The organism is Nonomuraea sp. NPDC059023, assembly GCF_042740095.1.
Lineage (GTDB): Bacteria > Actinomycetota > Actinomycetes > Streptosporangiales > Streptosporangiaceae > Nonomuraea.
This window is the reverse complement of the sequence record NZ_JBHYIO010000041.1, coordinates 63,032-88,365: the sequence shown is the minus strand read 5'-3', so window position 1 is coordinate 88,365 and position 25,334 is coordinate 63,032. Positions and strand designations below refer to the sequence as shown.

General features: G+C 70.6%; 30 protein-coding genes. 17 read left to right on the top strand and 13 right to left on the bottom strand.

Annotation, left to right across the window (positions count from 1 at the left end; translation table 11 throughout):
- Window positions 1-19: 19 nt before the first annotated feature.
- From ACFWYW_RS47580 to ACFWYW_RS47555, 6 genes are all read left to right on the top strand, one after another.
- Window positions 20-862 (top strand): NAD(P)-dependent oxidoreductase, encoded by an 843-nt coding sequence (locus ACFWYW_RS47580; RefSeq protein WP_379614104.1) that lies wholly within the window; start codon window positions 20-22, stop codon window positions 860-862.
- Complete coding sequence (locus ACFWYW_RS47575) at window positions 859-1,620, top strand: amidohydrolase family protein (protein WP_379614102.1); 762 nt, start codon at window positions 859-861, stop codon at window positions 1,618-1,620. Before ACFWYW_RS47580 ends, ACFWYW_RS47575 begins: the two co-directional genes overlap by 4 nt.
- Window positions 1,617-2,585, top strand: a complete 969-nt coding sequence (locus ACFWYW_RS47570) for a Gfo/Idh/MocA family protein (protein ID WP_379614100.1) — start codon at window positions 1,617-1,619, stop codon at window positions 2,583-2,585. The genes ACFWYW_RS47575 and ACFWYW_RS47570 overlap by 4 nt, the downstream gene beginning before the upstream one ends.
- Window positions 2,582-3,331 carry a creatininase family protein gene (locus ACFWYW_RS47565; protein ID WP_379614098.1) on the top strand — a complete coding sequence of 250 codons (750 nt, stop codon included), beginning with the start codon at window positions 2,582-2,584 and terminating at the stop codon, window positions 3,329-3,331. Before ACFWYW_RS47570 ends, ACFWYW_RS47565 begins: the two co-directional genes overlap by 4 nt.
- Window positions 3,328-4,035: an NAD-dependent epimerase/dehydratase family protein gene (locus tag ACFWYW_RS47560; protein WP_379614096.1), complete on the top strand. Its 708-nt coding sequence runs from the start codon at window positions 3,328-3,330 to the stop codon at window positions 4,033-4,035. Before ACFWYW_RS47565 ends, ACFWYW_RS47560 begins: the two co-directional genes overlap by 4 nt.
- 128 nt (window positions 4,036-4,163) lie before the next feature.
- Window positions 4,164-4,919: a putative protein N(5)-glutamine methyltransferase gene (locus ACFWYW_RS47555; RefSeq protein ID WP_379614094.1), complete on the top strand. Its 756-nt coding sequence runs from the start codon at window positions 4,164-4,166 to the stop codon at window positions 4,917-4,919.
- Window positions 4,920-4,922: 3 nt separating this feature from the next.
- Here the strand turns inward: ACFWYW_RS47555 and ACFWYW_RS47550 are convergent, their stop codons facing one another.
- Window positions 4,923-6,056, bottom strand: coding sequence for a sensor histidine kinase (locus ACFWYW_RS47550; protein WP_379614092.1), 1,134 nt, complete (start codon window positions 6,054-6,056; stop codon window positions 4,923-4,925).
- Window positions 6,053-6,697, bottom strand: a complete 645-nt coding sequence (locus ACFWYW_RS47545; RefSeq protein ID WP_379614090.1) for a response regulator transcription factor — start codon at window positions 6,695-6,697, stop codon at window positions 6,053-6,055. The genes ACFWYW_RS47550 and ACFWYW_RS47545 overlap by 4 nt, the downstream gene beginning before the upstream one ends.
- Before the next feature lie 89 nt (window positions 6,698-6,786).
- Here ACFWYW_RS47545 and ACFWYW_RS47540 point away from each other — a divergent pair, with 89 nt between their 5' ends.
- The 4 genes from ACFWYW_RS47540 to ACFWYW_RS47525 are packed head-to-tail and all read left to right on the top strand — an operon-like array spanning window position 6,787 to window position 10,167.
- Window positions 6,787-7,287 (top strand): hypothetical protein, encoded by a 501-nt coding sequence (locus ACFWYW_RS47540; RefSeq protein ID WP_379614088.1) that lies wholly within the window; start codon window positions 6,787-6,789, stop codon window positions 7,285-7,287.
- Window positions 7,284-8,339 carry an efflux RND transporter periplasmic adaptor subunit gene (locus ACFWYW_RS47535; RefSeq protein WP_379614086.1) on the top strand — a complete coding sequence of 352 codons (1,056 nt, stop codon included), beginning with the start codon at window positions 7,284-7,286 and terminating at the stop codon, window positions 8,337-8,339. The genes ACFWYW_RS47540 and ACFWYW_RS47535 overlap by 4 nt, the downstream gene beginning before the upstream one ends.
- Window positions 8,336-8,992 carry an ABC transporter ATP-binding protein gene (locus ACFWYW_RS47530; protein ID WP_379614084.1) on the top strand — a complete coding sequence of 219 codons (657 nt, stop codon included), beginning with the start codon at window positions 8,336-8,338 and terminating at the stop codon, window positions 8,990-8,992. Before ACFWYW_RS47535 ends, ACFWYW_RS47530 begins: the two co-directional genes overlap by 4 nt.
- Window positions 8,989-10,167, top strand: coding sequence for an ABC transporter permease (locus tag ACFWYW_RS47525; protein ID WP_379614082.1), 1,179 nt, complete (start codon window positions 8,989-8,991; stop codon window positions 10,165-10,167). The genes ACFWYW_RS47530 and ACFWYW_RS47525 overlap by 4 nt, the downstream gene beginning before the upstream one ends.
- A gap of 82 nt (window positions 10,168-10,249) precedes the next feature.
- Here ACFWYW_RS47525 and ACFWYW_RS47520 read toward each other — a convergent pair whose 3' ends face one another.
- Both ACFWYW_RS47520 and ACFWYW_RS47515 read right to left on the bottom strand, forming a co-directional pair.
- Complete coding sequence (locus ACFWYW_RS47520) at window positions 10,250-11,302, bottom strand: quinone-dependent dihydroorotate dehydrogenase (protein ID WP_379614080.1); 1,053 nt, start codon at window positions 11,300-11,302, stop codon at window positions 10,250-10,252.
- A gap of 6 nt (window positions 11,303-11,308) precedes the next feature.
- Window positions 11,309-11,959: a response regulator gene (locus tag ACFWYW_RS47515; protein ID WP_379614078.1), complete on the bottom strand. Its 651-nt coding sequence runs from the start codon at window positions 11,957-11,959 to the stop codon at window positions 11,309-11,311.
- A gap of 67 nt (window positions 11,960-12,026) precedes the next feature.
- Between ACFWYW_RS47515 and lpdA the strand changes: the two genes are divergently transcribed.
- On the top strand, window positions 12,027-13,406 hold the full coding sequence (lpdA, locus tag ACFWYW_RS47510; RefSeq protein ID WP_379614076.1) for a dihydrolipoyl dehydrogenase: 1,380 nt from the start codon (window positions 12,027-12,029) through the stop codon (window positions 13,404-13,406).
- Window positions 13,407-13,410: 4 nt separating this feature from the next.
- Here the strand turns inward: lpdA and ACFWYW_RS47505 are convergent, their stop codons facing one another.
- Both ACFWYW_RS47505 and ACFWYW_RS47500 read right to left on the bottom strand, forming a co-directional pair.
- Window positions 13,411-13,848 carry a DUF1772 domain-containing protein gene (locus tag ACFWYW_RS47505; protein WP_379614074.1) on the bottom strand — a complete coding sequence of 146 codons (438 nt, stop codon included), beginning with the start codon at window positions 13,846-13,848 and terminating at the stop codon, window positions 13,411-13,413.
- 68 nt (window positions 13,849-13,916) lie between these two features.
- On the bottom strand, window positions 13,917-14,627 hold the full coding sequence (locus ACFWYW_RS47500) for a TetR/AcrR family transcriptional regulator (protein ID WP_379614072.1): 711 nt from the start codon (window positions 14,625-14,627) through the stop codon (window positions 13,917-13,919).
- 114 nt (window positions 14,628-14,741) lie between these two features.
- On the opposite strand from ACFWYW_RS47500, the gene ACFWYW_RS47495 reads away from it, so the two are divergent.
- Both ACFWYW_RS47495 and ACFWYW_RS47490 read left to right on the top strand, forming a co-directional pair.
- Entirely contained in the window at window positions 14,742-16,184 is a 1,443-nt protein-coding gene (locus ACFWYW_RS47495; protein ID WP_379614070.1) for a DHA2 family efflux MFS transporter permease subunit, read from the top strand.
- A 53-nt stretch (window positions 16,185-16,237) separates the two neighbouring features.
- Complete coding sequence (locus ACFWYW_RS47490) at window positions 16,238-16,432, top strand: heavy-metal-associated domain-containing protein (protein ID WP_379614068.1); 195 nt, start codon at window positions 16,238-16,240, stop codon at window positions 16,430-16,432.
- A 1-nt stretch (window position 16,433) separates the two neighbouring features.
- On the opposite strand, the gene ACFWYW_RS47485 is transcribed toward ACFWYW_RS47490, so the two are convergent.
- The 4 genes from ACFWYW_RS47485 to ACFWYW_RS47470 all read right to left on the bottom strand — a co-directional run bounded on the left by ACFWYW_RS47485 (window position 16,434) and on the right by ACFWYW_RS47470 (window position 20,253).
- On the bottom strand, window positions 16,434-18,032 hold the full coding sequence (locus ACFWYW_RS47485) for a beta-N-acetylhexosaminidase (RefSeq protein WP_379614066.1): 1,599 nt from the start codon (window positions 18,030-18,032) through the stop codon (window positions 16,434-16,436).
- Window positions 18,029-18,844: an N-acetylmuramoyl-L-alanine amidase gene (locus tag ACFWYW_RS47480; protein WP_379614064.1), complete on the bottom strand. Its 816-nt coding sequence runs from the start codon at window positions 18,842-18,844 to the stop codon at window positions 18,029-18,031. Before ACFWYW_RS47480 ends, ACFWYW_RS47485 begins: the two co-directional genes overlap by 4 nt.
- Window positions 18,845-18,872: 28 nt before the next feature.
- Window positions 18,873-19,121, bottom strand: a complete 249-nt coding sequence (locus ACFWYW_RS47475; RefSeq protein ID WP_379614062.1) for a hypothetical protein — start codon at window positions 19,119-19,121, stop codon at window positions 18,873-18,875.
- Between the two features lie 94 nt (window positions 19,122-19,215).
- Window positions 19,216-20,253, bottom strand: coding sequence for a LacI family DNA-binding transcriptional regulator (locus ACFWYW_RS47470; protein WP_379614060.1), 1,038 nt, complete (start codon window positions 20,251-20,253; stop codon window positions 19,216-19,218).
- Between the two features lie 145 nt (window positions 20,254-20,398).
- Here ACFWYW_RS47470 and ACFWYW_RS47465 point away from each other — a divergent pair, with 145 nt between their 5' ends.
- A complete protein-coding gene (locus ACFWYW_RS47465) occupies window positions 20,399-21,070 on the top strand; it encodes a TetR/AcrR family transcriptional regulator (protein ID WP_379614058.1) in 672 nt (223 codons plus the stop codon).
- A 222-nt stretch (window positions 21,071-21,292) separates the two neighbouring features.
- Here ACFWYW_RS47465 and bldC read toward each other — a convergent pair whose 3' ends face one another.
- Entirely contained in the window at window positions 21,293-21,496 is a 204-nt protein-coding gene (gene bldC, locus ACFWYW_RS47460) for a developmental transcriptional regulator BldC (protein WP_013133571.1), read from the bottom strand.
- Between the two features lie 335 nt (window positions 21,497-21,831).
- Window positions 21,832-22,698 carry a hypothetical protein gene (locus tag ACFWYW_RS47455; RefSeq protein ID WP_379614342.1) on the bottom strand — a complete coding sequence of 289 codons (867 nt, stop codon included), beginning with the start codon at window positions 22,696-22,698 and terminating at the stop codon, window positions 21,832-21,834.
- A 108-nt stretch (window positions 22,699-22,806) separates the two neighbouring features.
- Between ACFWYW_RS47455 and ACFWYW_RS47450 the strand changes: the two genes are divergently transcribed.
- The 3 genes from ACFWYW_RS47450 to ACFWYW_RS47440 all read left to right on the top strand — a co-directional run bounded on the left by ACFWYW_RS47450 (window position 22,807) and on the right by ACFWYW_RS47440 (window position 24,758).
- Window positions 22,807-23,886 (top strand): Leu/Phe/Val dehydrogenase, encoded by a 1,080-nt coding sequence (locus tag ACFWYW_RS47450; RefSeq protein ID WP_379614056.1) that lies wholly within the window; start codon window positions 22,807-22,809, stop codon window positions 23,884-23,886.
- Between the two features lie 150 nt (window positions 23,887-24,036).
- The gene (locus ACFWYW_RS47445; RefSeq protein WP_379614054.1) at window positions 24,037-24,270 is read left to right on the top strand and encodes a DUF3073 domain-containing protein; all 234 of its coding nucleotides are present in this window, start codon (window positions 24,037-24,039) and stop codon (window positions 24,268-24,270) included.
- Window positions 24,271-24,350: 80 nt separating this feature from the next.
- Window positions 24,351-24,758 (top strand): PPOX class F420-dependent oxidoreductase, encoded by a 408-nt coding sequence (locus tag ACFWYW_RS47440; protein ID WP_379614052.1) that lies wholly within the window; start codon window positions 24,351-24,353, stop codon window positions 24,756-24,758.
- Here the strand turns inward: ACFWYW_RS47440 and ACFWYW_RS47435 are convergent, their stop codons facing one another.
- Complete coding sequence (locus tag ACFWYW_RS47435) at window positions 24,759-25,295, bottom strand: dihydrofolate reductase family protein (protein WP_379614050.1); 537 nt, start codon at window positions 25,293-25,295, stop codon at window positions 24,759-24,761.
- Between the last annotated feature and the right edge of the window lie 39 nt (window positions 25,296-25,334).

Sequence of the window (25,334 nt, the reverse complement as noted above, 5' to 3'; positions counted from 1 at the left end):
TCCGCTTAGAGTCGGGGCCGTGCGAGTGGCATGGATAGGCACCGGACTGATGGGCGAGCCGATGGCACGACGCGTGCTGGAGGCGGGCCATCGGGTCACGGTCTTCAACAGGACACCGGCCAGGACAGCGGACCTGGCCTCCAGGGGAGCCGACGTCGCCGGGTCGGTCGCCGCGGCCGTGGCGGGCAGCGAGGTGGTGGTCACGATGCTGCCCTACCCGGCCGACGTCGAGCGGGTCTACGGCGAGGTCTTCGAGCACGCGGGCGCGGACCTGGTCGCCGTGGACTGCTCCACCTCCGCGCCGGCGCTGGCGCGGGACCTGGCCGAGCGGGGCGCGGCGCGTGGCGTCGCCGTCCTGGACGCGCCGGTCAGCGGCGGCCCCGCCGGAGCCCAGGCGGGCACCCTGTCGGTGATGGTCGGCGGCGACGCCAGGGCCCTGGAGCGGATCGGGCCGGTGCTCGCGGCCGTCGCCGGCACCGTGGTGCACCACGGCGGGCCGGGCGCCGGGCAACTGGCCAAACTGGTCAACCAGACGCTGGTGGCCGGGGTGACGCTGGCCGCCTGCGAGGCGTACGCGCTGGCCGGGCACGGCGGGCTCGACATCGAGAAGGTCCTGGCCTCCGTACGGCCGGGCGTCGCCGGTTCACCTCTGCTGGACTTCCTGTGGGGCAAGCTGCGCGCGGGCGACCTGGAGCCGGGCTTCAAGCTCGACCACTTCATCAAGGACCTCACGCTGGCCGGCGAGGCCGGGGGCGGGCTGGAACTGTCCGGACTGGCCAACGTGATCGAGGTGGCCGAGCGGGTCAGAGCCGTTCACGGCGGCGACCGGGGCACGCAGGCGCTGATCAAGGCGGCCGAATGATCATCGACTCGCACGTGCACGTCGGCACCTGGAAGTACCCCGAAATTTCGGCCTACCTCCCGCAGCTGGCCGACGTCGACGCCGCCGTCCTCGTCCAGTTCGTCGGCAACACCGACAACTCCTACCTGCTGCGCTGCGCCGAGGCCCACCCCGGCAGGTTCGCGGTCGTCGCCATGGTCGACACCGAGACGCACGGCGCGCCCGAGCACGTCGCCCGCCTGGCCGCGTCCCCCCACGTCAAGGGCGTGCGGCTGTGGGCGGCCACCCGCTCACCCGGCCCCGACCCCTACGCGCTGTGGCGCGCCATCGCCGCCGCCGGGCTCGTGGCCAGCGTGCGCGGCCCGCTCGCCGACATCGCGGACCCGGCCTTCGCCACGCTGCTCGACGAGGTGCCCGGCCTCACGGTACGCCTGGAGCACCTCGGCTTCACCACCTACCCCGACGCCGATCCCGCCCACTTCAGAAACTTCCTGGCGCTGGCCGAACGCCCACTCGTCCACACCATGTGGGCGGGCTTCCACGCCAACAGCGGCCGGCCGTACCCGCACCCCGACGCCGACCCCTTCCTGCGCGAGGCGGTCGCCGCCTACGGCGCCCGGCGCGTCACCTGGAGCGGCGACTGGAACCGGCCCGACCCCGCGCCCGGCGACTACAAGGCCGCGATCAACCACGTGCTGGAGCGTCCCTACCTCACCGACGAGGACAAGCGGTGGATCCTCGGCGGCGCCTCCGCCGCGCTGTTCGGCATGGGCGGATGACGCCCCGCCTGGGCATCGTCGGCCCCGGCGCCATCGCGGAGCGGCACGCCGCCGCGCTCACCGCGGCCGGCGCCGACCTGGCCGCCGTCGCCGGTCCCGACCGCGGGCAGACTGACGCGTTCGCCGCGCGCTTCGGAATCAAGCAGGTGTACGGCACCGCCGGCGACCTCTACGCCCACCCCGGCCTCGACGCGGTCGTCATCGCCACCCCGCACGCCCACCACACCGCCCAGACCCTGGCCGCGCTCGATGCCGGACTGCACGTGCTGTGCGAGATCCCGCTGGCCCTGAGCCTGGCCGGGGCCGAGGCGGTGGCCGAGCGGGCGCGCGCCACCGGCAGGCTGGTCGCGGTGGCGCACACGCTGCGGTTCTGCCGGCCGTACCAGCGTGTGCGGGAGGAGATCGAGCGGGGCGCGCTGACCGTCACGCACGTCGTGGCGCGCACGCTGATGCTGCGCCAGGACGACACCGGCATGGGCGGACGGCCGCGCGACTGGACCGACGACGTGCTCTGGCACCACGGCGCGCACACCGTGGACGCGGCCCTGTGGCTGCTCGGCGCCCAGCGGGCAGACGAGCAAGGCACCGGCGAAGAGCCATGGCGGGCCGACGTGCGCGGCGTGCGCGGCGAGCCGTGGCGGGGCGGGCCGCCCATGGACGCCGGAGCGGTCCTGCGAACGCCCGGCGGCGCGCTGGCCACGATCGCGCTGTCCTACCACTCGCGGCTGCCCGCCCGCGAGCTGACGATCATCGGCGAAGAACGCACCCTGCACCTGTCCGGCGGCCTGCTGCGCGAGCACGACGGCACGGTCCTGCTCGACTGCGGCGACCGGATGGAAGCCGACGGCCTGGCCCGCCAGGACGCCGACTTCCTCGACGCGATCACCCTCGGACGGCCGCCCGGCTGCTCCGCGGCCGACATCCTGCCCGCGACGCGGGTGCTGCACGAGTGGGGAGCACGATGAACGAACTGGCCGCCATGGTCGCCGAGGAGGCCGCGCTGGCGCTGCGCACGGCCAGGCTGGCGCTGCTGCCGATCGGGGCGACCGAGCAGCACGGCAGGCACCTGACACTGGAGACCGACTTCGCCATCGCCGCCGCGTTCGCCCGCAGGCTCGCCGCCGACCTCGGTCCTGACGCGGTGCTGTGTCCCGGCGTGCCGTACGGGCTGTCGGAGCACCACCTGGGGTTCCCCGGCACGATGACGTTGCGCCCGGAGACGTTGCTGGCCCTGCTGCGCGACCTGGCCGAGTCGCTGGCCGAGGCGGGCGTGCGCAAGGTCCTCGTGGTCAACGGCCACGGCGGCAACGTCGACGCCGTACGGCTGGCCGCCCGCGTCCTGCGCCGCGACCACCAGGTGACGATGGCCCACGTCATGTGGGCGGGCCTGGCCGGCGACGTCATCGCCGAACTCATGGGCAGCGAGCGCTACGGCCACGCCTGCGAAGGCGAGACCTCCGTGGCCATGGTGCTCGCGCCGCACCTCGTACGCGCCGACCGGATCGGCCCGCCCGCCGACCCGCTGCCCGTCCTCCCGCACGCCGCCCCGCCCGCGCCGAGGGTGGATCTCGCGCTCGCCTACCACCGCCTGTCGGCCACGGGCGCGCTGGGCGACGCCAGGCTGGCCACGCCCGAGATGGGGCACAAGATCGTCGACACCGCCTACGGCCGGGCGCTGGAGTTCGCCCGCGCCTTCGCCGAGGAGGAATGATGCGCGTCCTGGTCGCCGGAGGCTCCGGGGCGGTCGGCGCGCTGGTGCTGCCCGCCCTGGCCGCCCACCACACGGTGCGCGTCATGGACCTGCGCCCGCCCGCCGAGCCCGTCGGATACGTGGAGTTCGTCGAGGGCAGCGTCACCGACCCGGCCGCGCTGAAGCGGGCGGCCGACGGCCAGGACGCCCTCCTCTACCTGGCCATGGGCAGGAAGACGGGCTGGCGCGACGGCCTCGAATGGGCGCGTACCCACTTCACCGTCAGCGTGACCGGCCTGTACCTGACCATCGAGGCCTGCGCGGCGGCCGGCGTCCGGCACGTCGTCTATGCCAGCAGCATGTCCGTCTTCGCCGGATACCAGTCCCGCGACTACAGTACGGACCCCGAGCCCGACAACACCGACGCCTACGGCCTCAGCAAGCGCCTGGGCGAGCAGGTGTGCGCCGCCGCCGTCACCGCCCACGGCCTGACCGCGACCGCGTTGCGCCTGGTCGGGCCGATGAGCGACGACGAGTGGCTGGCGCCGGACGTCTCCCCGGTGATGACGGCGGGCAGCGACGTGGCCGCCGCCTTCCTGGCCGCCCTGGACCACCCGCGGCCCGCCTTCGCCGCGTACACGATCACCGGCGACCACGAACGCCGGATCCTCGACTGGACACCGGCCGAACGCGACCTCGGCTGGAGCCCCCGAGCCCGCCGGTGACCGGCCCGTGGCGTCCCCTATATCCTGTGAGCGACTTGAGGAGGTGAGACCGATTTCCGCAACCGAGACGCGGGCGATCTCACCAGTGACGTTCGGAGACGCCCGCGGGTAACCCCGAGAGGCGTTCCGTGTCACCCGAAGAAGTCGTCACCAAGCTCCGTGCCGCCGGCTGCGTGTTCGCCGAGGACGAGGCGGAGCTCATCCTCTCCACCGCCGCCGACCCCGGCGAACTGGCCGCCATGGTGGCCCGGCGGGCCGAGGGCTTTCCCCTGGAGCAGGTCGTGGGCTGGGCGGAGTTCTGCGGCCTGCGCGTGCGCATCGATCCCGGCGTGTTCGTGCCGCGCCGCCGTACCGAGTTCCTGGTACGGCGGGCCGCCGCGCTGGCCCCCGGCCCAGGCGTGATCCTCGACCTGTGCTGCGGCTCCGGCGCCATGGGCGCGGCGCTGGCCGTCCTGACCGGCGGCGAACTGCACGCGGCCGACGTCGACCCGGCGGCGGTCGCCTGCGCGCGCCGCAACCTGGGCGAGAACGTGTACCTGGGCGACCTGTTCGACCCGCTGCCGCCGAGGCTGCGCGGCCGGGTGGACGTGCTGCTGGCGAACGTCCCCTACGTCCCGACCGCCGACCTGGCCCTGCTGCCGACCGAGGCCAGGGACCACGAGCCGCGGGTCACGCTGGACGGCGGCCCCGACGGCCTGGACGTGCTGCGGCGGGTCACCGAGGGCGCGCCGCGCTGGCTGGCTCCCGGCGGGCTGCTGCTGTTCGAGACCAGCGAGCGCCAGGCCGATCAGGCCGTCGACGCGGTCACTTCCAGCGGGCTGAAGGCGCGGGTGCTGCGCTCAGAGGAGTTCCACGCGACGGTGGTCACGGGCCTGCTGCCCTGACGGTCAGGCGGGCAGGCGCAGGGTCACCGAGAGTCCGCCCTCGGGGCGGGGCTTGGCGGTCACGGTGCCGCCGTGGGCCTCGGTGATCGCCCGCACGATCGACAGGCCAAGGCCCGCGCCGCGCCCGGACTGCACCCGGTCGCCGTTGCGCCGGAACGGCTCGAACAGGTCCTCCACCTCGAACGGGGAGACCACGGGCCCGGTGTTCTCGACGGTGACGGTTCCGCCGCCGCCGTACGACTCGCGCAGGGTGATCCACACCTGCCCGCCGCGGACGTTGTACTTGATCGCGTTCTCGACCAGGTTGAACACGCAGCGCTCCAGGAACAGCGGATCGCCCTCGGCCACGGCGGGCCGCAGGTCCTCGACGATCGTCACCCCTCGCTTGGCGGGCGTGAGCTCCAGCGCGGTGCGTATCACCCGCTCCAGCCGGACCGGCTTGCGCGTGGTCAGCTCCTGCTCCGACTGCGCGAGCAGCAGCAGGCCCTCGATCAGCCGCTCGTAGCGCGCGTTGGTGCCGAGCAGCGCCCTGGCCAGCGCCTTCAGGTCGGGAGAGGCCTCCGGCTCCTCCAGCGACACCTCCAGCACCGTCCGGTTGATCGCCAGTGGGGTACGCAGCTCGTGCGAGGCGTTGGCGATGAACCTGCGCTGCGCGTCGAAGACCCGGTGCAGGCGGCCGAGCATCGCGTCGAAGGTGTCGGCCAGCCGTTTGACCTCGTCCTGCGGGCCCTCCAGCGCGATCCGCTCGTGCAGCGTGCTCTCGGACAGGCGCTGCGCGGTCTCGGTCACCCTGTTCAGCGGCTTCAGCGCCCGGTCGGCGACCAGATAGCCGATGACCACCGCGGCAAGCCCGATCATCACCATGGCGCTGACCGACCACTGCAGGATCTCGCTGAGCGCCTTGTCCGCGCGCTCGCCCACCTCCGCCTGAGCCTGGGCCTGGGCCTGGAAGAACACGGCGTCCCTGGACTGGGCACCGGTCGGGAGCGGCGGCCCGGTTCCGATGACCTTGACGAACTTCGCCTCAAGCGAGCGGGCGGTCAGCAGATAGGTGATCCACAACAAGGCCGAGCCGGCGACGAAGAACAGACCGCCGTAGATCAGGGTGAGCCGCATGCGCAGCCCGAGCCGCTTCACAGGCGATACCCCTGGCCGGGCACGTTCGTGATCACAGCGGGCGCGCCCAGCTTCCTGCGCAGCGAGGTCAGCGTGACGCGCAGCACTCCCGTGCCGCTCTCCGCGAACTCGTCCCACACGCTCTTGCGCAGCCCGGTCGAAGTGATCAGCTCGCCGTCCGCGCGCAGCAGCTCGTGCAGCACGTCGAACTCCTTGCGGTTCAGGCTCACGTCCCTGCCGTCGCGGGTGACCGTACGGCAGGCCGGGTCCAGCCGGATGCCCGCCCGCTCGACGACCGGCGCGCTCGCCCGGCCCGTACGGCGGGCCAGCGTACGCACCCTGGCCACCAGCTCGGCGAACGCGAACGGCTTCACCAGGTAGTCGTCCGCGCCGATGGTCAGCCCGTCCACCCGGTCGTGCAGCTGCCCGGCGGCGGTGAGCATGATGATCCGGCTGCGCGCCATGAGCTCGCGGCAGACGTCGTCCCCGTGCACCTCGGGCAGGTCCCGGTCCAGCACGATGACCGAGTAGTCGACGTAGGAGGCCAGATCGAGCGCCTCCTGCCCGTCGTAGGCCACGTCGACGGCCATCGCGTTCAGCCGCAGCCCCCGCGCGATGGCGTCGGCCATCTGTTCCTCGTCTTCCACGACAAGCACCCGCATGCTGCAAAGACTCACCGACGCGGTGTTAGCGGGGGGTAAGTCCGGCGGCTTATCCGCGTTTAGCACCCGCTCCGATGAAGTGCGGTGCCATGAACCTTCGCCTCATTCCGGCCGCAGCGGCCATGCTCCTGGCACTCGCCGCCTGCGGCTCCACCAGCGCCACCACAGGCACCGGCGCCACCACCTCCGGCGCCTCCGCCAGCCCCTCGGGCAACGCCCGCGACGCCCAGCTCAAGTTCGCCCAGTGCATGCGGGAGAACGGCGTCGAGATGGACGACCCATCCGAGGACGGCCGCATCCAGTTCAGGGCCGGCCAGGGCACCGACCGGTCCAAGATGGAGAAGGCGCAGAAGGAGTGCCAGAAGCACCTCAAGGGCGTCATGGGCGACCAGGGCGGGGCCATGGACCCGAAGCGCCGCGACCAGATGGTGAAGTTCGCCCAGTGCATGCGGGAGAACGGCATCAACGTCCCCGACCCCACGGCCAACGGCGGCATCATGATGACCGGCGGGCCCGGCGACGAAGAGAAGATGAAGAAGGCCCAGGAGGCCTGCAAGCAGTTCCAGCCGGGCGCGGAGAAGCAGTCGTGAGAAAGCTCCTGGCAGCGGTGGCGGTCGCGCTCGTGGGCGCGGCCGCCGCGTGGACGGCGACAGCCGTACTGAGTGACAGTGGCACGGGAACGGCGGCGCCCACCCGCCCGCCCGCGCCGGCCACCACGGAGATCACCAAGCAGGACCTCGTCGACACCCAGACCGTGGACGGCACGCTCGCCTACAACGACGAGCGCGCCATCACCACCGACGCCCGGGGCACCGTGACCTGGGTGCCGGAGGAAGGCGCGCTGATCAAGCGCGGCCGCTCGCTGCTCAAGGTGGACCGCAAGCCCGTCACGCTCATGTACGGCAAGCTGCCTCTCTACCGCACCCTGGAACGCGGCGTCGAGGGCCCGGACGTGACCCAGCTGGAGCGCAACCTCAAGGCGCTCGGCTACGGCGACGACCTGACCGTGGACGACGAGTTCACCTACGCCACCTACCTGGCCGTCCTCGAATGGCAGGAGGACCGCGACCTGGAGGAGACCGGCAGGGTCGACGCCACCCAGGTGGTCTTCCAGCCCGGCGAGGTACGCGTCGGCGACGTCAAGGCCACCGTCGGCGGCAAGGCGATGGCGGGCCAGGAGGCGCTCAAGGCCACCGGCACCCAGCGGCTCGTCCACGTCGACCTCGACACCGACGAGCAGCATCTCGCCAGGAAGGGCGCCAAGGTCACCGTCGAGCTGCCCGGCGGCGAGCGGGCCAAGGGAAAGATCACCGAGGTCGGCACCGTCGCCCAGACCTCAGGCCGCGACGACGACAAGACGACCACCATCGACGTGGACATCACGCTGGACAAGAAGCCCAAGACCAAGCTCGACCAGGCGCCCGTGGACGTGGAGCTGGAGAGCAAGCGGGTCAAGGGCGTGCTGACCGTCCCGGTCGAGGCGCTGCTCGCCACCCGCGAGGGCGGATTCGGCGTCGAGGTCGTCGAGGGTTCCGGCAGCCGTATCGTGCCGGTCGAGCTCGGCGCGTTCGGCAGCGGCCGGGTCGAGGTCACCGGCTCAGGACTCGCGGAGGGCATGAAGGTCGGGGTGCCCACGGCATGAGCGTCATCGAGCTCCGCGAGGTGACCAAGACCTACAACGGCGACGTGCACGCGCTGCGCGGCGTGGACCTCAAGGTCGACTACGGCGAGCTGGTCGCGATCGTCGGGCCCTCCGGCTCCGGCAAGTCCACGATGCTCAACCTGATCGGCACGCTCGACCGGCCGACCAGCGGGGTGGTACGCATCGCCGGGCACGACATCTCCAAGCTGAGCGACCGCGAGCTGTCGGCGCTGCGCGCCAAGAACCTGGGCTTCGTCTTCCAGCAGTTCCACCTGGCGCCCGGCGTCAGCGCGCTGGACAACGTGGCCGACGGCCTGCTCTACACCGGCACGCCCCGGCGCGTACGCCGCGAGAAGGCCGCCGCGGCGCTCGAACGCGTGGGCCTCGGCCACCGCCTCGGCCACCGGCCCAACCAGTTGTCCGGCGGCGAGCAGCAGCGGGTGGCCGTCGCCAGGGCGGTGGCGGGCGACCCGCCGCTGCTCCTGGCCGACGAGCCGACCGGCAACCTCGACTCCGCCTCCGGCGCCGAGGTCCTGCGCATCCTGGGCGAACTGCACGCCTCCGGCACCACGATCGCGATCATCACCCACGACATGGACGTGGCCTCCTGGTGCCCGCGCCAGGTCAAGGTGCGGGACGGAGCCGTGTCATGAAGCCCGCCAGGCTCAGCCCTTCGGACGTCTTCCGGGTCGGCGCGGCCGGGCTGCGCAGCCGTCCGACCAGGGTGGTGCTGTCCGCGCTCGGCATCGCCATCGGCATCGCCACGATGATCGCGGTCATCGGGATCTCGTCGTCCTCCAGGGAGCAACTGCTGCGCCAGCTCGACCAGCTCGGCACCAACCTGCTCACGGTCTCGGCCGGGCAGACGCTCTTCGGCCAGCAGGCCAAGCTGCCCGAGGACGCCGCGGGCATGGTCGAGCGCATGGAGCACGTGCAGACGGCGGGGGCCACCGGCTCCATCAAGACGAGCGTGCGCAGGACCGGCCACATCCCGGAGGCGGTCACCGGGGGCATCGCCGTACAGGCTGCGACGGTTCCGCTGCTCAAGACCCTGGAAGGCAGCGTGGTGGAGGGGGCCTGGCTCAACGCCGCCACCGGCCGCCAGCCGGCCGTCGTGCTCGGCGCCAAGGCCGCGGAACGGCTGGGCATCACCAGAACCGGCGTTCGGGTGTGGATCGGCAACCGCTGGTTCACCGTCCTCGGCATCCTCGGCCCGATGCCGCTGGCCCCCGAGATCGAGCGCTCCGCGCTGGTCGGCTTCCCCGCCGCCGAGAAGTACCTGGGCTTCGACGGCCACCCGACCACCATCTACGAGCGCTCCGACGACGCGGCGGTCGGCGCGGTCCGCGAGGCCCTGCCCCGCACCGTCAACCCGGAGAACCCGAACGAGGTGGAGGTCAGCCGTCCTTCCGACGCGCTGGCCGCCAAGGCCGCCGCCGCGGGTGCCTTCACCAACCTCCTGCTGGGCCTGGGCGCGGTGGCCCTGCTGGTGGGCGGGGTGGGAGTGGCCAACACCATGGTCATCTCCGTCCTCGAACGCCGCAAGGAGATCGGCCTGCGCCGCTCGCTGGGCGCCACGAGGGGACAGGTCCGCATCCAGTTCCTGGCCGAGTCGCTGCTGCTGTCGGCGCTGGGCGGAGTGGCGGGAGCCTTCCTGGGCGCCGTGGCCACGGTCGGCTACGCCGTCTCCCGCGACTGGCCCCCCGTGGTCCCGCCCTGGGCGATCGGCGGCGCCGTGGCCGCCACCCTCCTGATCGGCACCATCGCCGGCATCTACCCGGCCATGCGCGCCGCCCGCCTGTCCCCGACGGTCGCCCTGACGGCCTAGCGATGGCGGCGCCCGGGAAGCGAACCACGCCGGCGCGGCCCAGAGCCGATCGGCCCCTGGGCCGCGCGGGGCAGGCAGGCGCTCAGGCGGTGCGGGCGATGGCCTCGGTGATGGACTTCATGCCGTGGCGGCGCAGGCGGCGGCTCAGCCGGCGGTTGATGCGGGAGGGCCAGAACGGGCCGTTGTAGATCCAGCCCGTGTAGCCCTGGACCAGGGTGGCGCCGGCGAGCAGGCGTTCCCACACGTCGTCCACGTCCTCGACGCCGCCCACGGACACCAGCGTGAGGCGGTCGCCGACCCTGGCGCGCAGGCGGCGCAGGACCGCCAGCGAACGCGCCTTCAGCGGGCGGCCGGACAGGCCGCCCTGCTCGCCGTCGTGCCTGATCGTGGTGTTGGTCGCGATGATGCCGTCGAGCCCCAGCTCAAGGGCGAGGTCCGCCACGGCGTCGACGTCCTCGTCGGCGAGGTCGGGCGCGATCTTCACCAGCAAGGGTGTACGGCGCGCCGTCCCGTCCGCCACCTCCTTCACCGCCGACAGCAGGGGCCGCAGCAGTTCGACCGCCTGCAGGTTCCGCAGCCCCGGGGTGTTGGGCGAGCTCACGTTGACCACGAGGTAGTCGGCCAGCGGCGCGAGCCGCCTGGCGCTGGCCACGTAGTCGGCGGCGGCGCCGGACTCCGGCACCACCTTGGTCTTGCCGATGTTGACCCCGACCACCACCGGCAGCCCCCGCGTACGGCGCAGCCGCCGCTCGGCCGCCGCGGCGCCGTGGTTGTTGAACCCCATCCGGTTGATGATCGCGGCCTGCCCGACCCGGCGGAACAGCCGCGGCCGGGGGTTGCCCGGCTGGGCGTGGGCGGTGATGGTGCCGACCTCGACGTGCCCGAAGCCGAGCGCGGAGATCGCCTCGGCGCAGGCGGCGTCCTTGTCGAACCCGGCGGCCAGCCCGAACGGCCCGGGGAAGTGCACGCCGAACGCGGTGACCCGCAGCGCCGGGTCGTGCGGCGCGAGCCACCGGTGCAGCAGGCGCTTGACGAACGGCAGCGCGGACAGCACGGCGAGCGCGCGGACGGTGGCGTGGTGCACGCTCTCGGCGTCGAACCGGCGCAGGACGAGCGTGAAGAAGAGGCGGTACATCACAGGTCAGGCTACCAATCCGGCCTCGTGGGCGACGATCGCGGCCTGCACTCTGTTGCGCACGCCGAGTCGGGTCAGGATGGCGCTCACGTACGCCTTGACGGTGCCCTCGACGATGAAGAGCCTGGCGGCGATCTCGGCGTTGGAAAGGCCGGCGCCGACGAGGGCGAGGACCTCGCGTTCGCGTTCGGTGAGTGGCTCGATGCGGTCGCGGGCCGCGGCGCCGCGCGACATCTGGCCGCCGGCGAGCTGGGAGATGACCCGCTGGGCCACCTTGGGTGACAGGTAGGCGGCGCCGCCGGCGACGGCGTGGATGCCGGCCAGGAGTTCGCGCGGGTCGCCGGACTTGAGCAGGAAGCCGCTGGCGCCGACGTCGAGCGCCTTGGCGATGTAGTCGTCCTCGCCGAACGTGGTCAGGATGACGACCGCGCTGCCGGGCGCGGCCCGGCGGATCTCGGCGGCGGCGGCCAGGCCGTCCATCCTGGGCATGCGGATGTCGAGCAGGACCACGTCGGGGTGGTGGCTGATGGCCAGGTCGACGGCCTCCTTGCCGTCGGCGGCCTCGGCGACCACGTCAAGCTCGGGGTCGGCGCCGAGGATGGCCTTGATGCCGGCCCTGATCATGGCCTCGTCGTCGGCGAGGAGGATGCGAATCACGGTCTCTATCTTGGCCCCTGGCAGTGCCGTACAAGGTGGGGGTCCGGCGGGCGGTATCGTCCGACGCATGAGCACTCACTATGACGTCGTCGTTCTCGGCGCTGGACCCGGGGGATACACGGCTGCGGTCCGCGCCGCCCAGCTTGGCCTCAAGGCTGCGGTCATCGAGGAGAAGTACTGGGGTGGCGTCTGCCTGAACGTGGGCTGTATCCCCTCCAAGGCGCTACTGCGCAATGCCGAGCTGGCCCACATCTTCACCAAGGAGGCCAAGACCTTCGGCATCAGCGGCGAGGTCACCTTCGACTACGGCGCCGCCTTCCAGCGCAGCCGCAAGGTGGCCGACGGCCGGGTCAAGGGCGTGCACTTCCTGATGAAGAAGAACGGCATCACGGAGTACAACGGCCGTGGCCAGTTCCTCGACGCCAACACCCTGCAGGTGAACGGCGAGACGGTCACCTTCGGCCACTGCATCATCGCGGCCGGCGCCACCACCCGGCTCATCCCCGGCACCTCGCTGTCGGAGCGGGTCGTGACGTACGAGGAGCAGATCCTCAGCGAGGACCTGCCGGGCAGCATCATCATCGCCGGCGCGGGCGCCATCGGCGTCGAGTTCGCCTACGTGCTGCACAACTACGGCGTCAAGGTGACGATCGTGGAGTTCCTCGACCGGGTCGTGCCGCTCGAGGACGAAGAGGTCTCCGCGGAACTGGCCAAGCGCTACAAGCGGCTCGGCATCGAGGTGCTCACCTCGACCCGCGTGGAGAACATCGAGGACACCGGCTCCTCGGTCAAGGTCACGGTCACCCGCGACCAGCAGACCCAGGTGCTCGAAGCGGACAAGGTCCTGCAGGCGATCGGCTTCCAGGCTCGGGTCGAGGGTTACGGCCTGGAGAAGACCGGGGTCGCGCTCACCGACAGGGGCGCCATCCAGGTGGACGGCCGGGGCCGTACCAACGTGCCGCACATCTACGCCATCGGCGACGTCACGGCGAAGCTCATGCTGGCGCATGCCGCCGAGGCCATGGCGGTCGTCGCGGCTGAGACGATCGCGGGCGCGGAGACGATGGAGATCGACTTCGCGATGGTGCCGCGGGCCACGTACTGCCAGCCGCAGGTCGCCAGCTTCGGATACACCGAAGCCCAGGCCCGCGACCTGGGGTACGACGTCAAGGTGCAGAAGTTCCCGTTCACCGCGAACGGCAAGGCCCACGGCCTGGGCGACGCCAACGGCTTCGTCAAGATCATCGCGGACGACACCCACGGCGAGATCATCGGTGCCCACCTGATCGGCCCCGAGGTCACCGAGCTGCTGCCCGAGCTGACCCTGGCACAGCAGTGGGACCTCACCGTGCATGAGGTGGGGCGTAACATCCACGCCCACCCCACGCTCGGCGAGGCCGTCAAGGAGGCCGTCCACGGTCTGGCCGGCCACATGATCAACATGTAGCCGCCTACAGGTAGGCGATACCGATGCCGACCAGCACGACCGAGGCGAAGCCGGCCACCGCGCGCAGCGTGTTCCACCCCGTCCACCGGGGCGAGTACTCCGGGTAGGTCATCGTGCCCGCGTCGAGCTTGTTGTTCATCGGCACGTTGATGGCGACGGTGACCAGGAACGAGCCGACGAAGTTGACGCCGGCGGCGAGGAAGAACCACAGGGCGGCCGGGGAGCCCGCGAGGAACCCGGCCGCCAGGGCCGCGACCGGAGCCCCCATGAAGGGGATGTAGAGCCACGGGTTGAGGATCTTCCGGTTGATGCTCCGCATGGCCGTCTCGGCCTGGGCCGGGTCGATCGCGTTGAGTCCGGGCATGACCGACATCGAGAAGGTGTAGAAGAGGCCGGCGATGGCGCCGTGCAGGACGAGGGTGATCAGAGCGAGTGTCATCATGCGACTATCGTGACGCACTCGCCCTGAGACGGTCCATGGCCTGAACGCTTGATCGCATACGAGCGCGTCTACTTCATCCGGGCCGCCATGCCATCGATCAACAGGTCGAGCCCGTACTCGAACCGGGCCTCCCCGTCGGGGTCGGTCAGCTCGTCCACATAGGTCACGAGCATGGGAAACCGCTCGGGCGGCAGCGATCTGTAGTAGTCCTTGATCTGGCCCACGAAGCTGTTGAGGTAGGTCTCCCGGTCGTTCAGGCCTCTGGCTCGCATCCGCGCGTAGTGCAGCGAGCCCTCGTAGGCGTCGCCGGCGATGTACAGCGACAGCCGGTCCACCCCGAACGAGGCGTCGCGCGGATCCATCCCCGCCGAGATCAGCAACGCCATCATGTACTCGCCGAGCCGCAGCGCGTTGGGTCCGGTCGGCACGGCCGCCATGGCAGCCCTGGCGATGTCGGCGTGGCGGGCCAGGACCCGATGCGACTCCATCGCGTACTCACGCAGTTGCGCCTTCCAGTTGGCCGGGTCGGCCTCGCCTACCTCGATCTCGCCGAGAACCAGGTCGTAGATCAGCTCCAGCAGCTCTTCCTTGTTGGACACGTGCGCGTACAGCGAGGCCGGGCCCGTGTCGAGCTCCTGGGCGACCCTGCGCATGCTCAGCGCGTCGAGTCCTTCCGCGTCGAGGATCCGCAACCCGGTCTCCACGATCAACGCCTGACTGAGCTGCTGTTTCACCGGTTTGGGCGACTTGCGCCACGGCGGGGTGGGCACTGACGTCATGTTCTCCTCCTCGTGGAACAGTGTACTTGACACGAACGCCGTTCGTCATTAGAACAGTGTCCGTACACGAACGCTGTTCGTTCTAAGAACGATGTTTCTTCTCTAGGAGTACGCATGACCGTCACCGCCCCCGCGGGGACCCCCGCAGACGTCCAGCCCTACAGATGGCGCTGGGTCGCCCTCTTCGTCATCCTCGCCGCCGAGGTGATGGACCTGCTCGACGCGCTGATCACCACGATCGCCGCCCCGACCATCCAGCGTGAGCTGGGCGGCTCGAACGCGATGGTCCAGTGGCTGACCGCCGGCTACGCGCTGGCCATGGCCGTCGGCCTGATCACCGGAGGCCGCCTCGGCGACCTCTACGGCCGCAAGCGCATGTTCGTGATCGGCGCCTTCGGCTTCACCGCCGCCTCACTGCTGTGCGGCATCAGCGGCAGTCCCGAGATGCTGATCGTCTTCCGCGTCGTGCAGGGCTTGTTCGGCGCCGTGATGATCCCCCAGGGCCTCGGCCTGATCAAGGAGATGTTCCCGCCGAAGGAGATCGGCAAGGCGTTCGCCGCCTTCGGGCCCGTCATGACCATCTCGTCCGTCGGCGGCCCCGTGCTGGCCGGCTGGCTCATCGACGCCGACCTCTTCGGCACCGGCTGGCGCATGATCTTCCTGATCAACCTGCCGCTCGGCCTGGCCGCCGCGTTCGCCGCGATCAAGTTCCTGCCGGAGTACCGGCTCTCCAACGCCACCAGGCTCGACCTCGTCGGCATGCTCCTGGTCTCGGTGGCCGCGTTCCTGCTGATCTTCCCGCTCATCCAGGGACAGGAGCACGACTGGCCCGCCTGGACCTTCGTCTCCATGGCCGCCTCGATCGTCGTCTTCGCCCTCTTCGGCCGCTACGAGAGCGCCCGCGTCCGCAACGGCAAGGACCCGCTCGTCGTGCCCGCCCTCTTCCGCAAGCGCGCCTTCACCACCGGCCTCATCGCCGGGCTCGCGTTCTTCTCCGGCATGGTCGGGTTCGGCGTGGTCTTCAACCTCTTCACCCAGGTCGGTCTCGGCTGGGGACCGCTCCAGGCCGGCATGGCCGGCCTCCCGCAGGCCGTCGGCGGCGTGATCGGCTTCGGCCTCGCGATGTCCGGCCTGCAGGCCAGGCTCGGTCGCGGCCTCATGCAGATCGGCGCGGTCGTGATGGCGCTCGGCGCCGCCGTCCTCGCCCTGTTCATCCACCTGAACGGCACGCAGATCGGCTACTGGGAGCTGGCCCCCGGGCTCGCCCTGGTCGGCATCGGCATGGGTCTGACCATGGCCCCGTTCTTCGACATCATCCTGGCCGGCGTCGAACCCCACGAGTCCGGCTCGGCCTCCGGCACCCTCACCGCAGTCCAGCAGCTCGGTGGCGCGCTCGGCGCCGCCGTACTCGGGACGCTGTTCTTCAACCTGCTCAAGAGCCGGATGGCCTTCCCCGACGCCCTCCAGATCACGATCGCCGTGGAGATCGGGCTGCTGGCCGCCACGTTCGCGCTCTCGTTCCTGCTCCCCAGGTTCGCCCGCGAAGAAGGACACTGAGGTTGTACGGCAACCGCCCCCTGCATACCGGCCGGGGGCATACGCTTGTTCCCATGAGCACCACGTACACCGTCACCGGCATGACCTGCGGCCACTGCGTCGCCTCCGTGAAGGAAGAGGTGGGGGAGGTCCCCGGCGTCACAGCCGTGGACGTCGACCTGGCCTCCGGCCGCGTCGCGGTCACCGGCGCGGCCGACGACTCCCTCATCCGCGCCGCCATCAAGGAAGCCGGCTACCAGGTCGCCTGACTCACATGCTGGGCCGGGTCGAGGTGGCGCTCTCGGCCATCTGTTCCACGTGGTTCATGACCTCGGCCACCGAGACCACGCCCGGCCGGTGGGGACGGCGGCGCTGCCACGGCCTCGGCCCCTCCAGCGGCCGGTACTCCACCCCGAGCGCGTCCAGCCGCCCCAGGTGGGCGCGGAGCCGTTCGGGGAAATCGGGACCCGCGGCACCCGACCAGCCCACCTCGGCCAGCGCGCACGCCCGGGGCCACGCCTTGTAGTCCAGCGTGCGGGCGTCCGGGATGCGCTCGCTCCACAGCTGTGCCTGGAGCCCGAGCACGTGCCTGCGCTCGGCGAGCGACCAGGTGGCCGGCGCGGGGTCGAAGGCGGCCACGTCCGCGACGGTGACCGCGTCGCCGATCGCCATCGGCTCGTCGGACGAGGCGGCCTCGGCGTAGTCGAAGTACAGCGGGAAGACCGGCGTGGCCACCACGTCGTGGCCGGCCGCTGCGGCCCGCCGGCCGACCGGCATGCCGCGCCACGGCATGACGAGCGTGTCCGGCCGCAGGTCACCGGCGACGAACGCCTCGTCCCACACCACGGCCCGCGTGCCCCGCTCGGCCAGCACGTCCGCCAGCCTCCGCAGGAACCACGCGTGCAGCGCCGCCACCGACTCCAGCCCCAGCTCTCGCGCGTAGGCGGTGATCTCGGGGGAGGCGTCCCACTGGTCGAGGACGACCTCGTCCCCGCCGACGTGCACGTACGGCGTCTCGCCCAGCGCGCCCAGCAGTTCGTCGAAGATCGTGGTCAGGAAGCCGACCGTCGCCGGCAGCGGCGACAGGATCGCGGGGGAGATGCCCCACCGCTCCAGCACCTCGACCGGCTCGCCCGTGGCCCCGAACTCGGGGTAGGCGGCCAGGATCGCCGACGCGTGCCCCGGCACGTCGATCTCGGGCACGATCGTGACCGCCCGCGCCCGCGCGTACCCGGCGATCTCCGCGAGGTCGTCCAGCGTGTAGTAGCCGCCGTGCGGGAGGTCGTCGAACGACTCGGGCTCCCGGTAGTGATGCGTCGCGGTGCGCGGGCGGTGCGAGGCCACCTCGTGCAGGCGCGGGAAGGCCCGGCTCTCCACCCGCCAGCCCTGGTCGTCGACCAGGTGGAGGTGGAGCCGGTTCAGCTTGTGCACGGCCATCAGGTCGACGACGCGCAGGATCTCCCGCTTGGGGAAGAAGTGCCGTGCCACGTCCACGTGCAGGCCGCGCCAGGAGTAGCGCGGCGCGTCCTCGATCCGCACGCCGGGCACCCTCCACTCCGCCCCCGGCGTACGCCGGTAGGAGGCGTCGGGCAGCAACTGGTGCAGCGACTGCCCGGCGTAGAACGCCCCCGCCCGGTCGCCGGCCGAGATCTCGACGCCCCGCGAGCCGGCCGTCAGCCGGTACGACTCGGGCCCCAGGGCCGGGTCGAGCCGGATGTCGACGGCGCCGGAGTCACCCGGCCGCAGGTCGAGGACGGGCAGCGCCAGGCGTACCGCCTCGACGAGGTCGGCGGGGCCGGACACCACGGCGCCCGTGGTCAGCTCGTAGGAGCCGGACAGCTGGCTGAGCAGATTGGGGCGAGGGATCATGCCTTGAGATACTGCTGCAACCCGTTGGCCAACGCCAACGCGATGCGCTGCCGGAACTCGGGGTCGCGGAACTTCGCCGCCTCGCCGGCGTTCTTCATGTTCCCGCACTCGACGAAGATCTTCGGCACCGTCGAGAGGTTGAGCCCGCCGAGGTCGTTGCGGAAGTCGAGGGCGTCCTTGCCGATGTAGGTCGAGTACGGCAGGCCCGTGCCGGTCTTGAACGCCTGCCGTACCGCGAGGCCGAGCTTCTTGGAGTCGCCCACCACCGGGTCCACCGGCCCGTTGATCTTCTCAGGCATGATCACGTGGAAGCCCTTGTTGCCCGGCGAGGAGCCGTCGGCGTGCACCGAGAGCGCGGCGTCGGCCTTGGCCTTGTTCCCGATCGCCGCGCGCTCGGTGATGCACGGGCCCACGCTGTCGTTGTCGGCCCTGGTCAGCTTCACACTCGCGCCGCGCTGCTTGAGGATCTTGACCAGGCGGTTGGACACGTCCCAGGTGAAGGCCGCCTCGGTGTAACGGTCGGCGGTCTCCGTACCGGTGGTGTCGCAGGCCTTCCACTTGGTCAGCACGTTCACCTTGCGGTTGACGGCCTTGGGGTCGCGGAAGTTGCCGCCGTTGTGGCCGGGGTCGATGACGATGACCTTGCCGTCGAGCGGCTTCCTGGCCTCGGTGGTCGCGGCCCGCGCGGGTTGCTGTGGTTGTGCCGACACGGCCAGGTCCTGACCGCCCGCGGCGTCACTGTTGGCGACGCCGCCACAAGCGGCGGCGGTCAGGCCGAGCAGGGCGAGAACGGTGGCAGGTAGAGCACGCATGAGCTCCAAGGTACGTCACGATCCGGTCTCACCAGACGTGTTCCCCCACTTCCTGCCGCTGGAGGAGGGCCGCGAGGTCCCTCGCGTCCTCCGCGTCGAGGCCGAGAACCACGCGCGGGCGGCCCCACGGATGGTCGAGGGAGTGGGCGACGTAACTGGCCACGGACTCGGCGCCGACGTCGCTCCCCCTGCCCCTGCCGGCGCGCCAGTGTGCCCAGGCGCGTTCGAGCTCGGCCGCCGCGCGCTGGGCACAGGACACCAGTTCTGGATCACGCATGACTGTTCCCCCCGGAAATGACGCCATGACGCTGACGAGTAAAGCGGGGAGACTCGCCATGGCATCCGGGATTGACCAGCCCTTGGGTAGCTCTTTAGGCCGGTCCCGTGCTCCGCCGTACGATCAGCTCTGGGGTGACCTCGCGCAGCCGGGAGGCCTTCGCGGGGTCGCCGATGCGGTCGCTGAGCAGGGCGGCGGCCGAGCGGCCCATCGTACGTCTGGGCTGGTCGACCGAGGTGAGTGAGATGTGGCGTGAGGCCGCGAGATGCGTGTTGTCGTAGCCGATCACCGACAGATCCTCGGGGATGCGCAGCCCCAGATCCACCGCCGCCGACATGACACCCAGCGCGACCATGTCATTGGCCGCGAAGATCGCGGTGGGCCGCGGCTCACGGGTCAGCAGCGCCGTCGCCGCCTCCCTGCCGCTTTCCTCCGAGCACTCGGCGTGCTCGACCATGATGTACGGCGCCAGCGCGTGCCGCCGCATCGCGACCAGATACCCCTCGCAGCGCGAGGAGCGGTTGCCCTCGATGTGGGCGATGCGCTTGTGGCCGTGTTCGACCAGGTGGTCGATGGCCAGCCGGGCGCCGAGCTGATCGTCGTCGACCACGATGTCGACGCCGTCGAGCTCGATGTCACGTTCCCCTACGACGACCGTGGGCGTGTAGGAGGTCGCCTCGATGAGGGTTTCGCTGGTCGGGGCTATGCCTAAGAGCACCAGGCCGTCGACCCGGAGCTCCAGGAAGGCTTCCACCGCTTCGTCCTCGAACGCGGGGTCCCACTGGCTGTTGCCGATCAGCATGCGTAGCCCGTCGCCGTGCAGACTTTCCTGGAGACCGTCCAGGAACTCGGCGTAGAACGGGTTGTGTAGGTCGGCGACGAGCGCGCCGACGAGATGGGTACGGCCTTCGACGAGGCTGCGCGCCACGGCATTGGGGCGGTAGCCGAGCTCGCGTGCGGCGGCTAGCACCGCCTGTCGCCGATGCTCGCTCACGTGGGGCGACCCACGCAGCACGAGTGAGACGAGCGATTTCGAGACGCCTGCTCGCTCGGCGACGTTGCGGATGGTTGGCCTGGGCCGGGGCAGGGTGTCTACCTCGGCGACGGTCGTGTTGACGGGCGGTCCTGACATGTGTCTCCCCCGCGATGCGGATACGGGCACCTGCCTCACAGAACGATCGAGTTCGCCGCAGGGTACGGCTTTCATGAGGTAAGCCTGATGTTGACCCGGACGGCAGGCGGCCGTTATTGGGCATGGAGTCGGATACTGTGCAGGTGTGACACCCGGGAAGTCCTCCGCCGAAGCAGCGCGCCCTGCACGGCGCAGGCTCAGCGTCGACCGGCGTCGCGAAGAGCTCATGGCGGCGGCGCTTGAGCTGTTCAGTAAGCGCGATGCGGAAGACGTCTCCATCGACGACGTGGCCAGCGCCGCGGGCGCCTCACGGGCGCTCGTGTACCACTATTTCGGCGGCAAGCAGGAGCTCTATGTCGCCGCGCTGAAAAGCGCGGCACAACAGTTGGAGTCCCGGCTTCGGCCGCAGGAGGGCGGCAGGCCGCTCGACGAGTTGGCCGCCGGGCTCAGGCGCTACTTCGACTTCGTGGAAGAGCACGCGGCCGGGTTCGCCGCGCTGCTGCGTGGCGGGCCGGCCAACCGGGCCGGCGAGGTCGGCGAGATCGTCGACGGGGTCCGGCAGCGGTTGTTCCGCCTCATCCAGAAGCAGATGCGCGTCGAGCAGCCCTCGCCGGTGCTGCGCACCACGATCGTGTCGTGGATCGCCTCGGTGGAGACGGCCGGGCTCGACTGGCTGGAGCACCGCGACATCGAGCGTCCCGTGCTGGAGAAGATGCTCGTGGACCACATGATCGCCTTGCTCGGCGTCGCGGCGAACTACGACCGCGAGGTGCGCACCCTCTTCGAAGGCCTGGCCCACCAGCAGTTCCCCGCCTGAACGGGCGGTCGCGCCATGCTCTCGCGCCGGCTCTCTCGCCCGGCTCTCGCGCCAGGAGAGCGGGCCGCCCAGGAGTGGGAAGGATGGCGCCGGGCGGGCGGCGCCAACTCCCGTATGCGTCCCCCGACGCGCGGGGCGACATGACGTCGTCACGCGGGTGGACCGGGCCGGAGACCCTGGCCCACCGTGAAACCCCCCTATAGGTCCGTGACGACCTCGGAGTTACTCCGAGCGCTGCTGCGGAATCCCCGCCAGCAGCGCGCGGACCTCGGTCTCCCGGTATCGCCGGTGACCGCCGAGGGTGCGAATCGACGTCAACTTGCCCGCCTTGGCCCACCGGGTAACGGTCTTGGGGTCGACCCTGAACATGGTCGCGACCTCGGCGGGCGTGAGCAGTGGCTCGGCCTCGGGTGTACGAGCTGACATTTGTGCGGCCTCTCCTCCGTGTGGACCGGCATCTGCGATCCCTGCGACTGCCTTTGCGCGTGTCACGGATGTCCCCCTATAGCCCAGAGCGTGCGGCTTTTCTGAGCCATATGCGGCATCACCCGAAGTGACCATACCGCCACGCAGAGCGATTGGCGAGCCCTTCTTTGACCCAACTGCCCGCCCACATGGCGATGTCACGCTCGGTGATTCTAGCGACACGTTTCGTGGTATCGCAGTGAAAACGGCAAACTACTCAGTTCGCAGAAGCCAGCAGGCGTGACACGTGACCCACTCATGCCGTGCTCTTGCTGGTCAGGACCCCTGTATGGGGTTCAGTTGGCAGATTCCAGAAGTTGCATTGACTTCCAGCGCAAGATCACCCGCTGATACATCGCGAACGCAAGTTCTTCTTGACCCGTGTCCAATCCGGTCAAAGCCGCAGAAAGCTCCGCTACAGACTGGTCCGCCTGGAGCGCGTCGTCGTCCATCAGATGGACGAGGCCGCCGTAGTCGAGCTCCACCAGCGAGTGCGGATGGAACTCCTCCAGCCAGCGGGCCACGTCCTCCACGTCCAGACCCGCCGCCACGTCCCCCAGATGCTTGCGCAGCACCTGGAGCGCCTTGGCCGAGCGCCGCCTGGCCTGCGCCATGGAGGTCACGTAGATGAGATTGCGGCCGGTCGTGGTGGTGAGGTCCTGGCCCTTGGGCGGCGTCGAGCCCAGCACCAGCCACCGCTCGTTGCCGTCGAAGGGGATGAACCACGCCGGTGGCACGTGCCAGGTCGTGGTCCTGATGTGGGTGCGCAGCACCGAGGAGCCGCCCGTGCGCTTGAACCGGTCGAAGTCGTCGGCCGTCTGCTCGGCGATCGTCTTCGGGACCAATCGGTCCATCATCTTCACGGGAACCGTCCCGCGCAGCCGTGAGAACGCCAGCCACGAGCGCAGCCGCGTCTGCCAGGGGCAGACATAGAGACGATCCTCAACGCGGCGCAAATAGGCGTTGGGGCTCTCCTGGGCCGGTGCGGGGTTCGGCGGCATGCCGAGCAGGCGCCGGACGGACTCGCCGTGCTCGGCCTGCAGCGCGTTCGCCCGGCGGGGGCGGTCACGCGACTCGGCGTATTCGGCCCAGACCTTCCGCTCAGACTCGCTGAAGGCGGTCAGCGGCTCATAGACGCGGAGGTACGCGGCGTAGGGCAGCACGGAAGGCATCGTGTCATGAAGACAGCCTGCTTGCACCGTTGCTGCCACTACCCTGAGAGGTGATCTCCGCCGCGAAGATGCGGCGGAACCGGACAGGGAGTCACTACCGTGACCGACGTCTTCGGCACGTCCCACAAGGACGTACACGAACAGGTCGTCTTCTGCGCCGACGAGCAGAGCGGCCTCCGCGCGATCATCGCGATCCACAACACCCAGCTCGGGCCCGCACTCGGGGGTACACGTTTCTACCCCTACGAGAGTGAGGCGGCCGCGCTGGCCGACGTGCTCAACCTGGCCAAGGGCATGGCGTACAAGAACGCCCTCGCCGGCCTCGACCACGGCGGCGGCAAGGCCGTCATCATCGGCGACCCCGCGACACAGAAGTCCGAGCCTCTGCTACGGGCCTACGGCCGCTTCATCCAGTCGCTCGGCGGACGTTACATCACCGCCTGCGACGTGGGCACCTACAGCCCCGACATGGACATCGTCGCCAGGGAGTCGCGTTTCGTCACCGGCCGCACCGTGGAGCACGGCGGCGCCGGAGACTCTTCGATCCTCACCTCGTTCGGCGTCTTCCAGGGCATGCGCGCCTCGGCCGAGCGGGTCTACGGCACGCCGTCCCTGCACGGCAGGCGGGTCGGCGTCGAGGGCGTGGGCAAGGTCGGTCACCGGCTCGTCGACCTGTTGCGCGAGGACGGCGCCGAGGTGGTCGTCTGCGACGTCAGCCAGGAGGCGATCGAGCGGGTGCGCCAGCGCCATCCGGAGGTCGAGGTGGTGGCAGACGCCGCCGCCATGGCCGTCTCCGACATCGACGTCTTCGCCCCGTGCGCCCTGGGCGGCGCGCTGACCGACGCGGTGGTGGAGACGCTCCGTGCCAAGATCGTGTGCGGCGCCGCCAACAACCAGCTCGCCCACCCCGGCGTGGAGAAGCAGCTCGCCGACCGGGGCATCCTCTACGCTCCCGACTACGTGGTGAACTCCGGCGGGGTCATCCAGGTCGCCGACGAGATCGAGGGCTTCAACATGGACCGCGCGCGGTCCAGGGCCGCCAAGATCTACGACACGACCTTGAAGATCTTCGGAATCGCCGCTGAGGAGGGCGTACCTCCTGCGGTGGCAGCCGATAGGCTGGCGGAGCGCAGAATGTCGGAAGTCGGGCGAATCAGGGGCATTTGGCTGGGCGCCTGACGCCCCGCGCCCATACGACGTACCGAGCTGGGCACAAAACAGGTACGGTAATAGGCGAACGAGAGGCTGACGTCCGAAGACAGCGGCGTCAGCGAGTGGTGCGTTAGCGACGAGGGGTCGGGGACGACCCCACACGAGGGGGTCGAGCCAATGGGGCGCGGCCGAGCAAAGGCCAAGCAGGTCAAGGTTGCTCGCCAGCTGAAGTACAACAGCGGTGGCACAGATCTTGAACGTCTTCGCGATGAACTCGGGGTCGGAGACTCCGGCCAGACCGACGACGACGCCGACGACCTCAACGATGAGCTGGCGGATCGCTATGCCGATTACGCCGATGACTACGGCGCTGAGGACGACGACGATGACCGTACGTCCGGCCGCCGGTAGCCGTTCTCCCGGTTGACGTCTTGTGGCAGGCACCCGGTGCGGGATCCCCGCGCCGGGTGCCTGTGTGATGTGATCCGGTCATGAACTTGTCTCTGAGTGACACCGCCAGAAAGATCCTCGACGCTCCCAACATCGGCATTCTGGCCACCCTCAACCCCGACGGCAGTCCGCAGACCTCCGTCGTGTGGGTGGGCACGGACGGTGACGACGTCGTGATCTCCTCCCAGTCGGGCCGGCGCAAGGTCACCAACCTGGAGCGCGACCCGCGGGCCAGCCTGAGCGTGTTCGAGCTCACGGACCCCGACCGGTACGTCGAGGTCCGCGGCCTGACGACGGTCACCGAGGACGAGGGCCGGCGGCTGGCGGTGGAGCTGGCGGAGAAGTACGAGGGCGAGGGCGCCGGGCGGGCGTACCTGGAGTTGCCAGAGGAGGCGGTCCGCGTGGTGATCCGGCTGACTCCGCAGCGCGTGATCAGCAACGCGGGCTGATCACGCGGGCTGGTAGTGAAGGTGGACGACGCCGGTGGTGAAGGTGGCGGAGCCGGCCAGCCTGAGCGGCAGCCGTTCCGCCGTCTCGTCGAACAGGCGGGTCCCCGGGCCCAGCACGATCGGGTGGACGTACAGGTGCAGGTCGTTGACGAGACCCGCGCCGAGCAGGGCGCGGGTCAGCGTGACGCTGCCGGTCATGCCGATGTTCCCGCCGGGCCCCTCCTTGATCCGGCGCAGCTCCTCGATCGCGTCGCCGCTGATCAGGGTGGAGTTGTTCCAGTCGGCGCTGGGCAGCGTGGTGGAGACGACCAGCTTGCGGACGTTGTTGAGGTGGTCGGCCATCGGGTCGCTGCGGTGCGGCCAGGACGCGGCGAACACCTCGTAGGTGGCCCGGCCGAGCAGCAGGGTGTCGGCGCCCTGCTGCTGGGCCATGACGGCTCCGGTCAGCTCGTCGTTGACGTAGGGGAAGTGCCACTTGTCCGGCGCCTCCACCACTCCGTCGAGCGAGACGAACAGGCCGGCGACGATCTTTCTCATGGGTTTCTCCTTCTCGGTGGTTCCGCTTCCACGTCGATC

Bases quoted from the DNA above. Each gene is read 5' to 3' on its own strand.
- ACFWYW_RS47575 (WP_379614102.1), top strand. From the start codon at position 859: ATGATCATCGACTCGCACGTGCACGTCGGCACCTGGAAGTACCCCGAA.
- ACFWYW_RS47570 (WP_379614100.1), top strand. From the start codon at position 1,617: ATGACGCCCCGCCTGGGCATCGTCGGCCCCGGCGCCATCGCGGAGCGG.
- ACFWYW_RS47565 (WP_379614098.1), top strand. From the start codon at position 2,582: ATGAACGAACTGGCCGCCATGGTCGCCGAGGAGGCCGCGCTGGCGCTG.
- ACFWYW_RS47560 (WP_379614096.1), top strand. From the start codon at position 3,328: ATGATGCGCGTCCTGGTCGCCGGAGGCTCCGGGGCGGTCGGCGCGCTG.
- ACFWYW_RS47545 (WP_379614090.1), bottom strand. From the start codon at position 6,697: ATGCGGGTGCTTGTCGTGGAAGACGAGGAACAGATGGCCGACGCCATC.
- ACFWYW_RS47540 (WP_379614088.1), top strand. From the start codon at position 6,787: ATGAACCTTCGCCTCATTCCGGCCGCAGCGGCCATGCTCCTGGCACTC.
- ACFWYW_RS47530 (WP_379614084.1), top strand. From the start codon at position 8,336: ATGAGCGTCATCGAGCTCCGCGAGGTGACCAAGACCTACAACGGCGAC.
- ACFWYW_RS47525 (WP_379614082.1), top strand. From the start codon at position 8,989: ATGAAGCCCGCCAGGCTCAGCCCTTCGGACGTCTTCCGGGTCGGCGCG.
- ACFWYW_RS47520 (WP_379614080.1), bottom strand. From the start codon at position 11,302: ATGTACCGCCTCTTCTTCACGCTCGTCCTGCGCCGGTTCGACGCCGAG.
- lpdA (WP_379614076.1), top strand. From the start codon at position 12,027: ATGAGCACTCACTATGACGTCGTCGTTCTCGGCGCTGGACCCGGGGGA.
- ACFWYW_RS47505 (WP_379614074.1), bottom strand. From the start codon at position 13,848: ATGATGACACTCGCTCTGATCACCCTCGTCCTGCACGGCGCCATCGCC.
- ACFWYW_RS47500 (WP_379614072.1), bottom strand. From the start codon at position 14,627: ATGACGTCAGTGCCCACCCCGCCGTGGCGCAAGTCGCCCAAACCGGTG.
- ACFWYW_RS47495 (WP_379614070.1), top strand. From the start codon at position 14,742: ATGACCGTCACCGCCCCCGCGGGGACCCCCGCAGACGTCCAGCCCTAC.
- ACFWYW_RS47490 (WP_379614068.1), top strand. From the start codon at position 16,238: ATGAGCACCACGTACACCGTCACCGGCATGACCTGCGGCCACTGCGTC.
- ACFWYW_RS47485 (WP_379614066.1), bottom strand. From the start codon at position 18,032: ATGATCCCTCGCCCCAATCTGCTCAGCCAGCTGTCCGGCTCCTACGAG.
- ACFWYW_RS47480 (WP_379614064.1), bottom strand. From the start codon at position 18,844: ATGCGTGCTCTACCTGCCACCGTTCTCGCCCTGCTCGGCCTGACCGCC.
- ACFWYW_RS47475 (WP_379614062.1), bottom strand. From the start codon at position 19,121: ATGCGTGATCCAGAACTGGTGTCCTGTGCCCAGCGCGCGGCGGCCGAG.
- ACFWYW_RS47470 (WP_379614060.1), bottom strand. From the start codon at position 20,253: ATGTCAGGACCGCCCGTCAACACGACCGTCGCCGAGGTAGACACCCTG.
- bldC (WP_013133571.1), bottom strand. From the start codon at position 21,496: ATGTCAGCTCGTACACCCGAGGCCGAGCCACTGCTCACGCCCGCCGAG.
- ACFWYW_RS47445 (WP_379614054.1), top strand. From the start codon at position 24,037: ATGGGGCGCGGCCGAGCAAAGGCCAAGCAGGTCAAGGTTGCTCGCCAG.
- ACFWYW_RS47440 (WP_379614052.1), top strand. From the start codon at position 24,351: ATGAACTTGTCTCTGAGTGACACCGCCAGAAAGATCCTCGACGCTCCC.
- ACFWYW_RS47435 (WP_379614050.1), bottom strand. From the start codon at position 25,295: ATGAGAAAGATCGTCGCCGGCCTGTTCGTCTCGCTCGACGGAGTGGTG.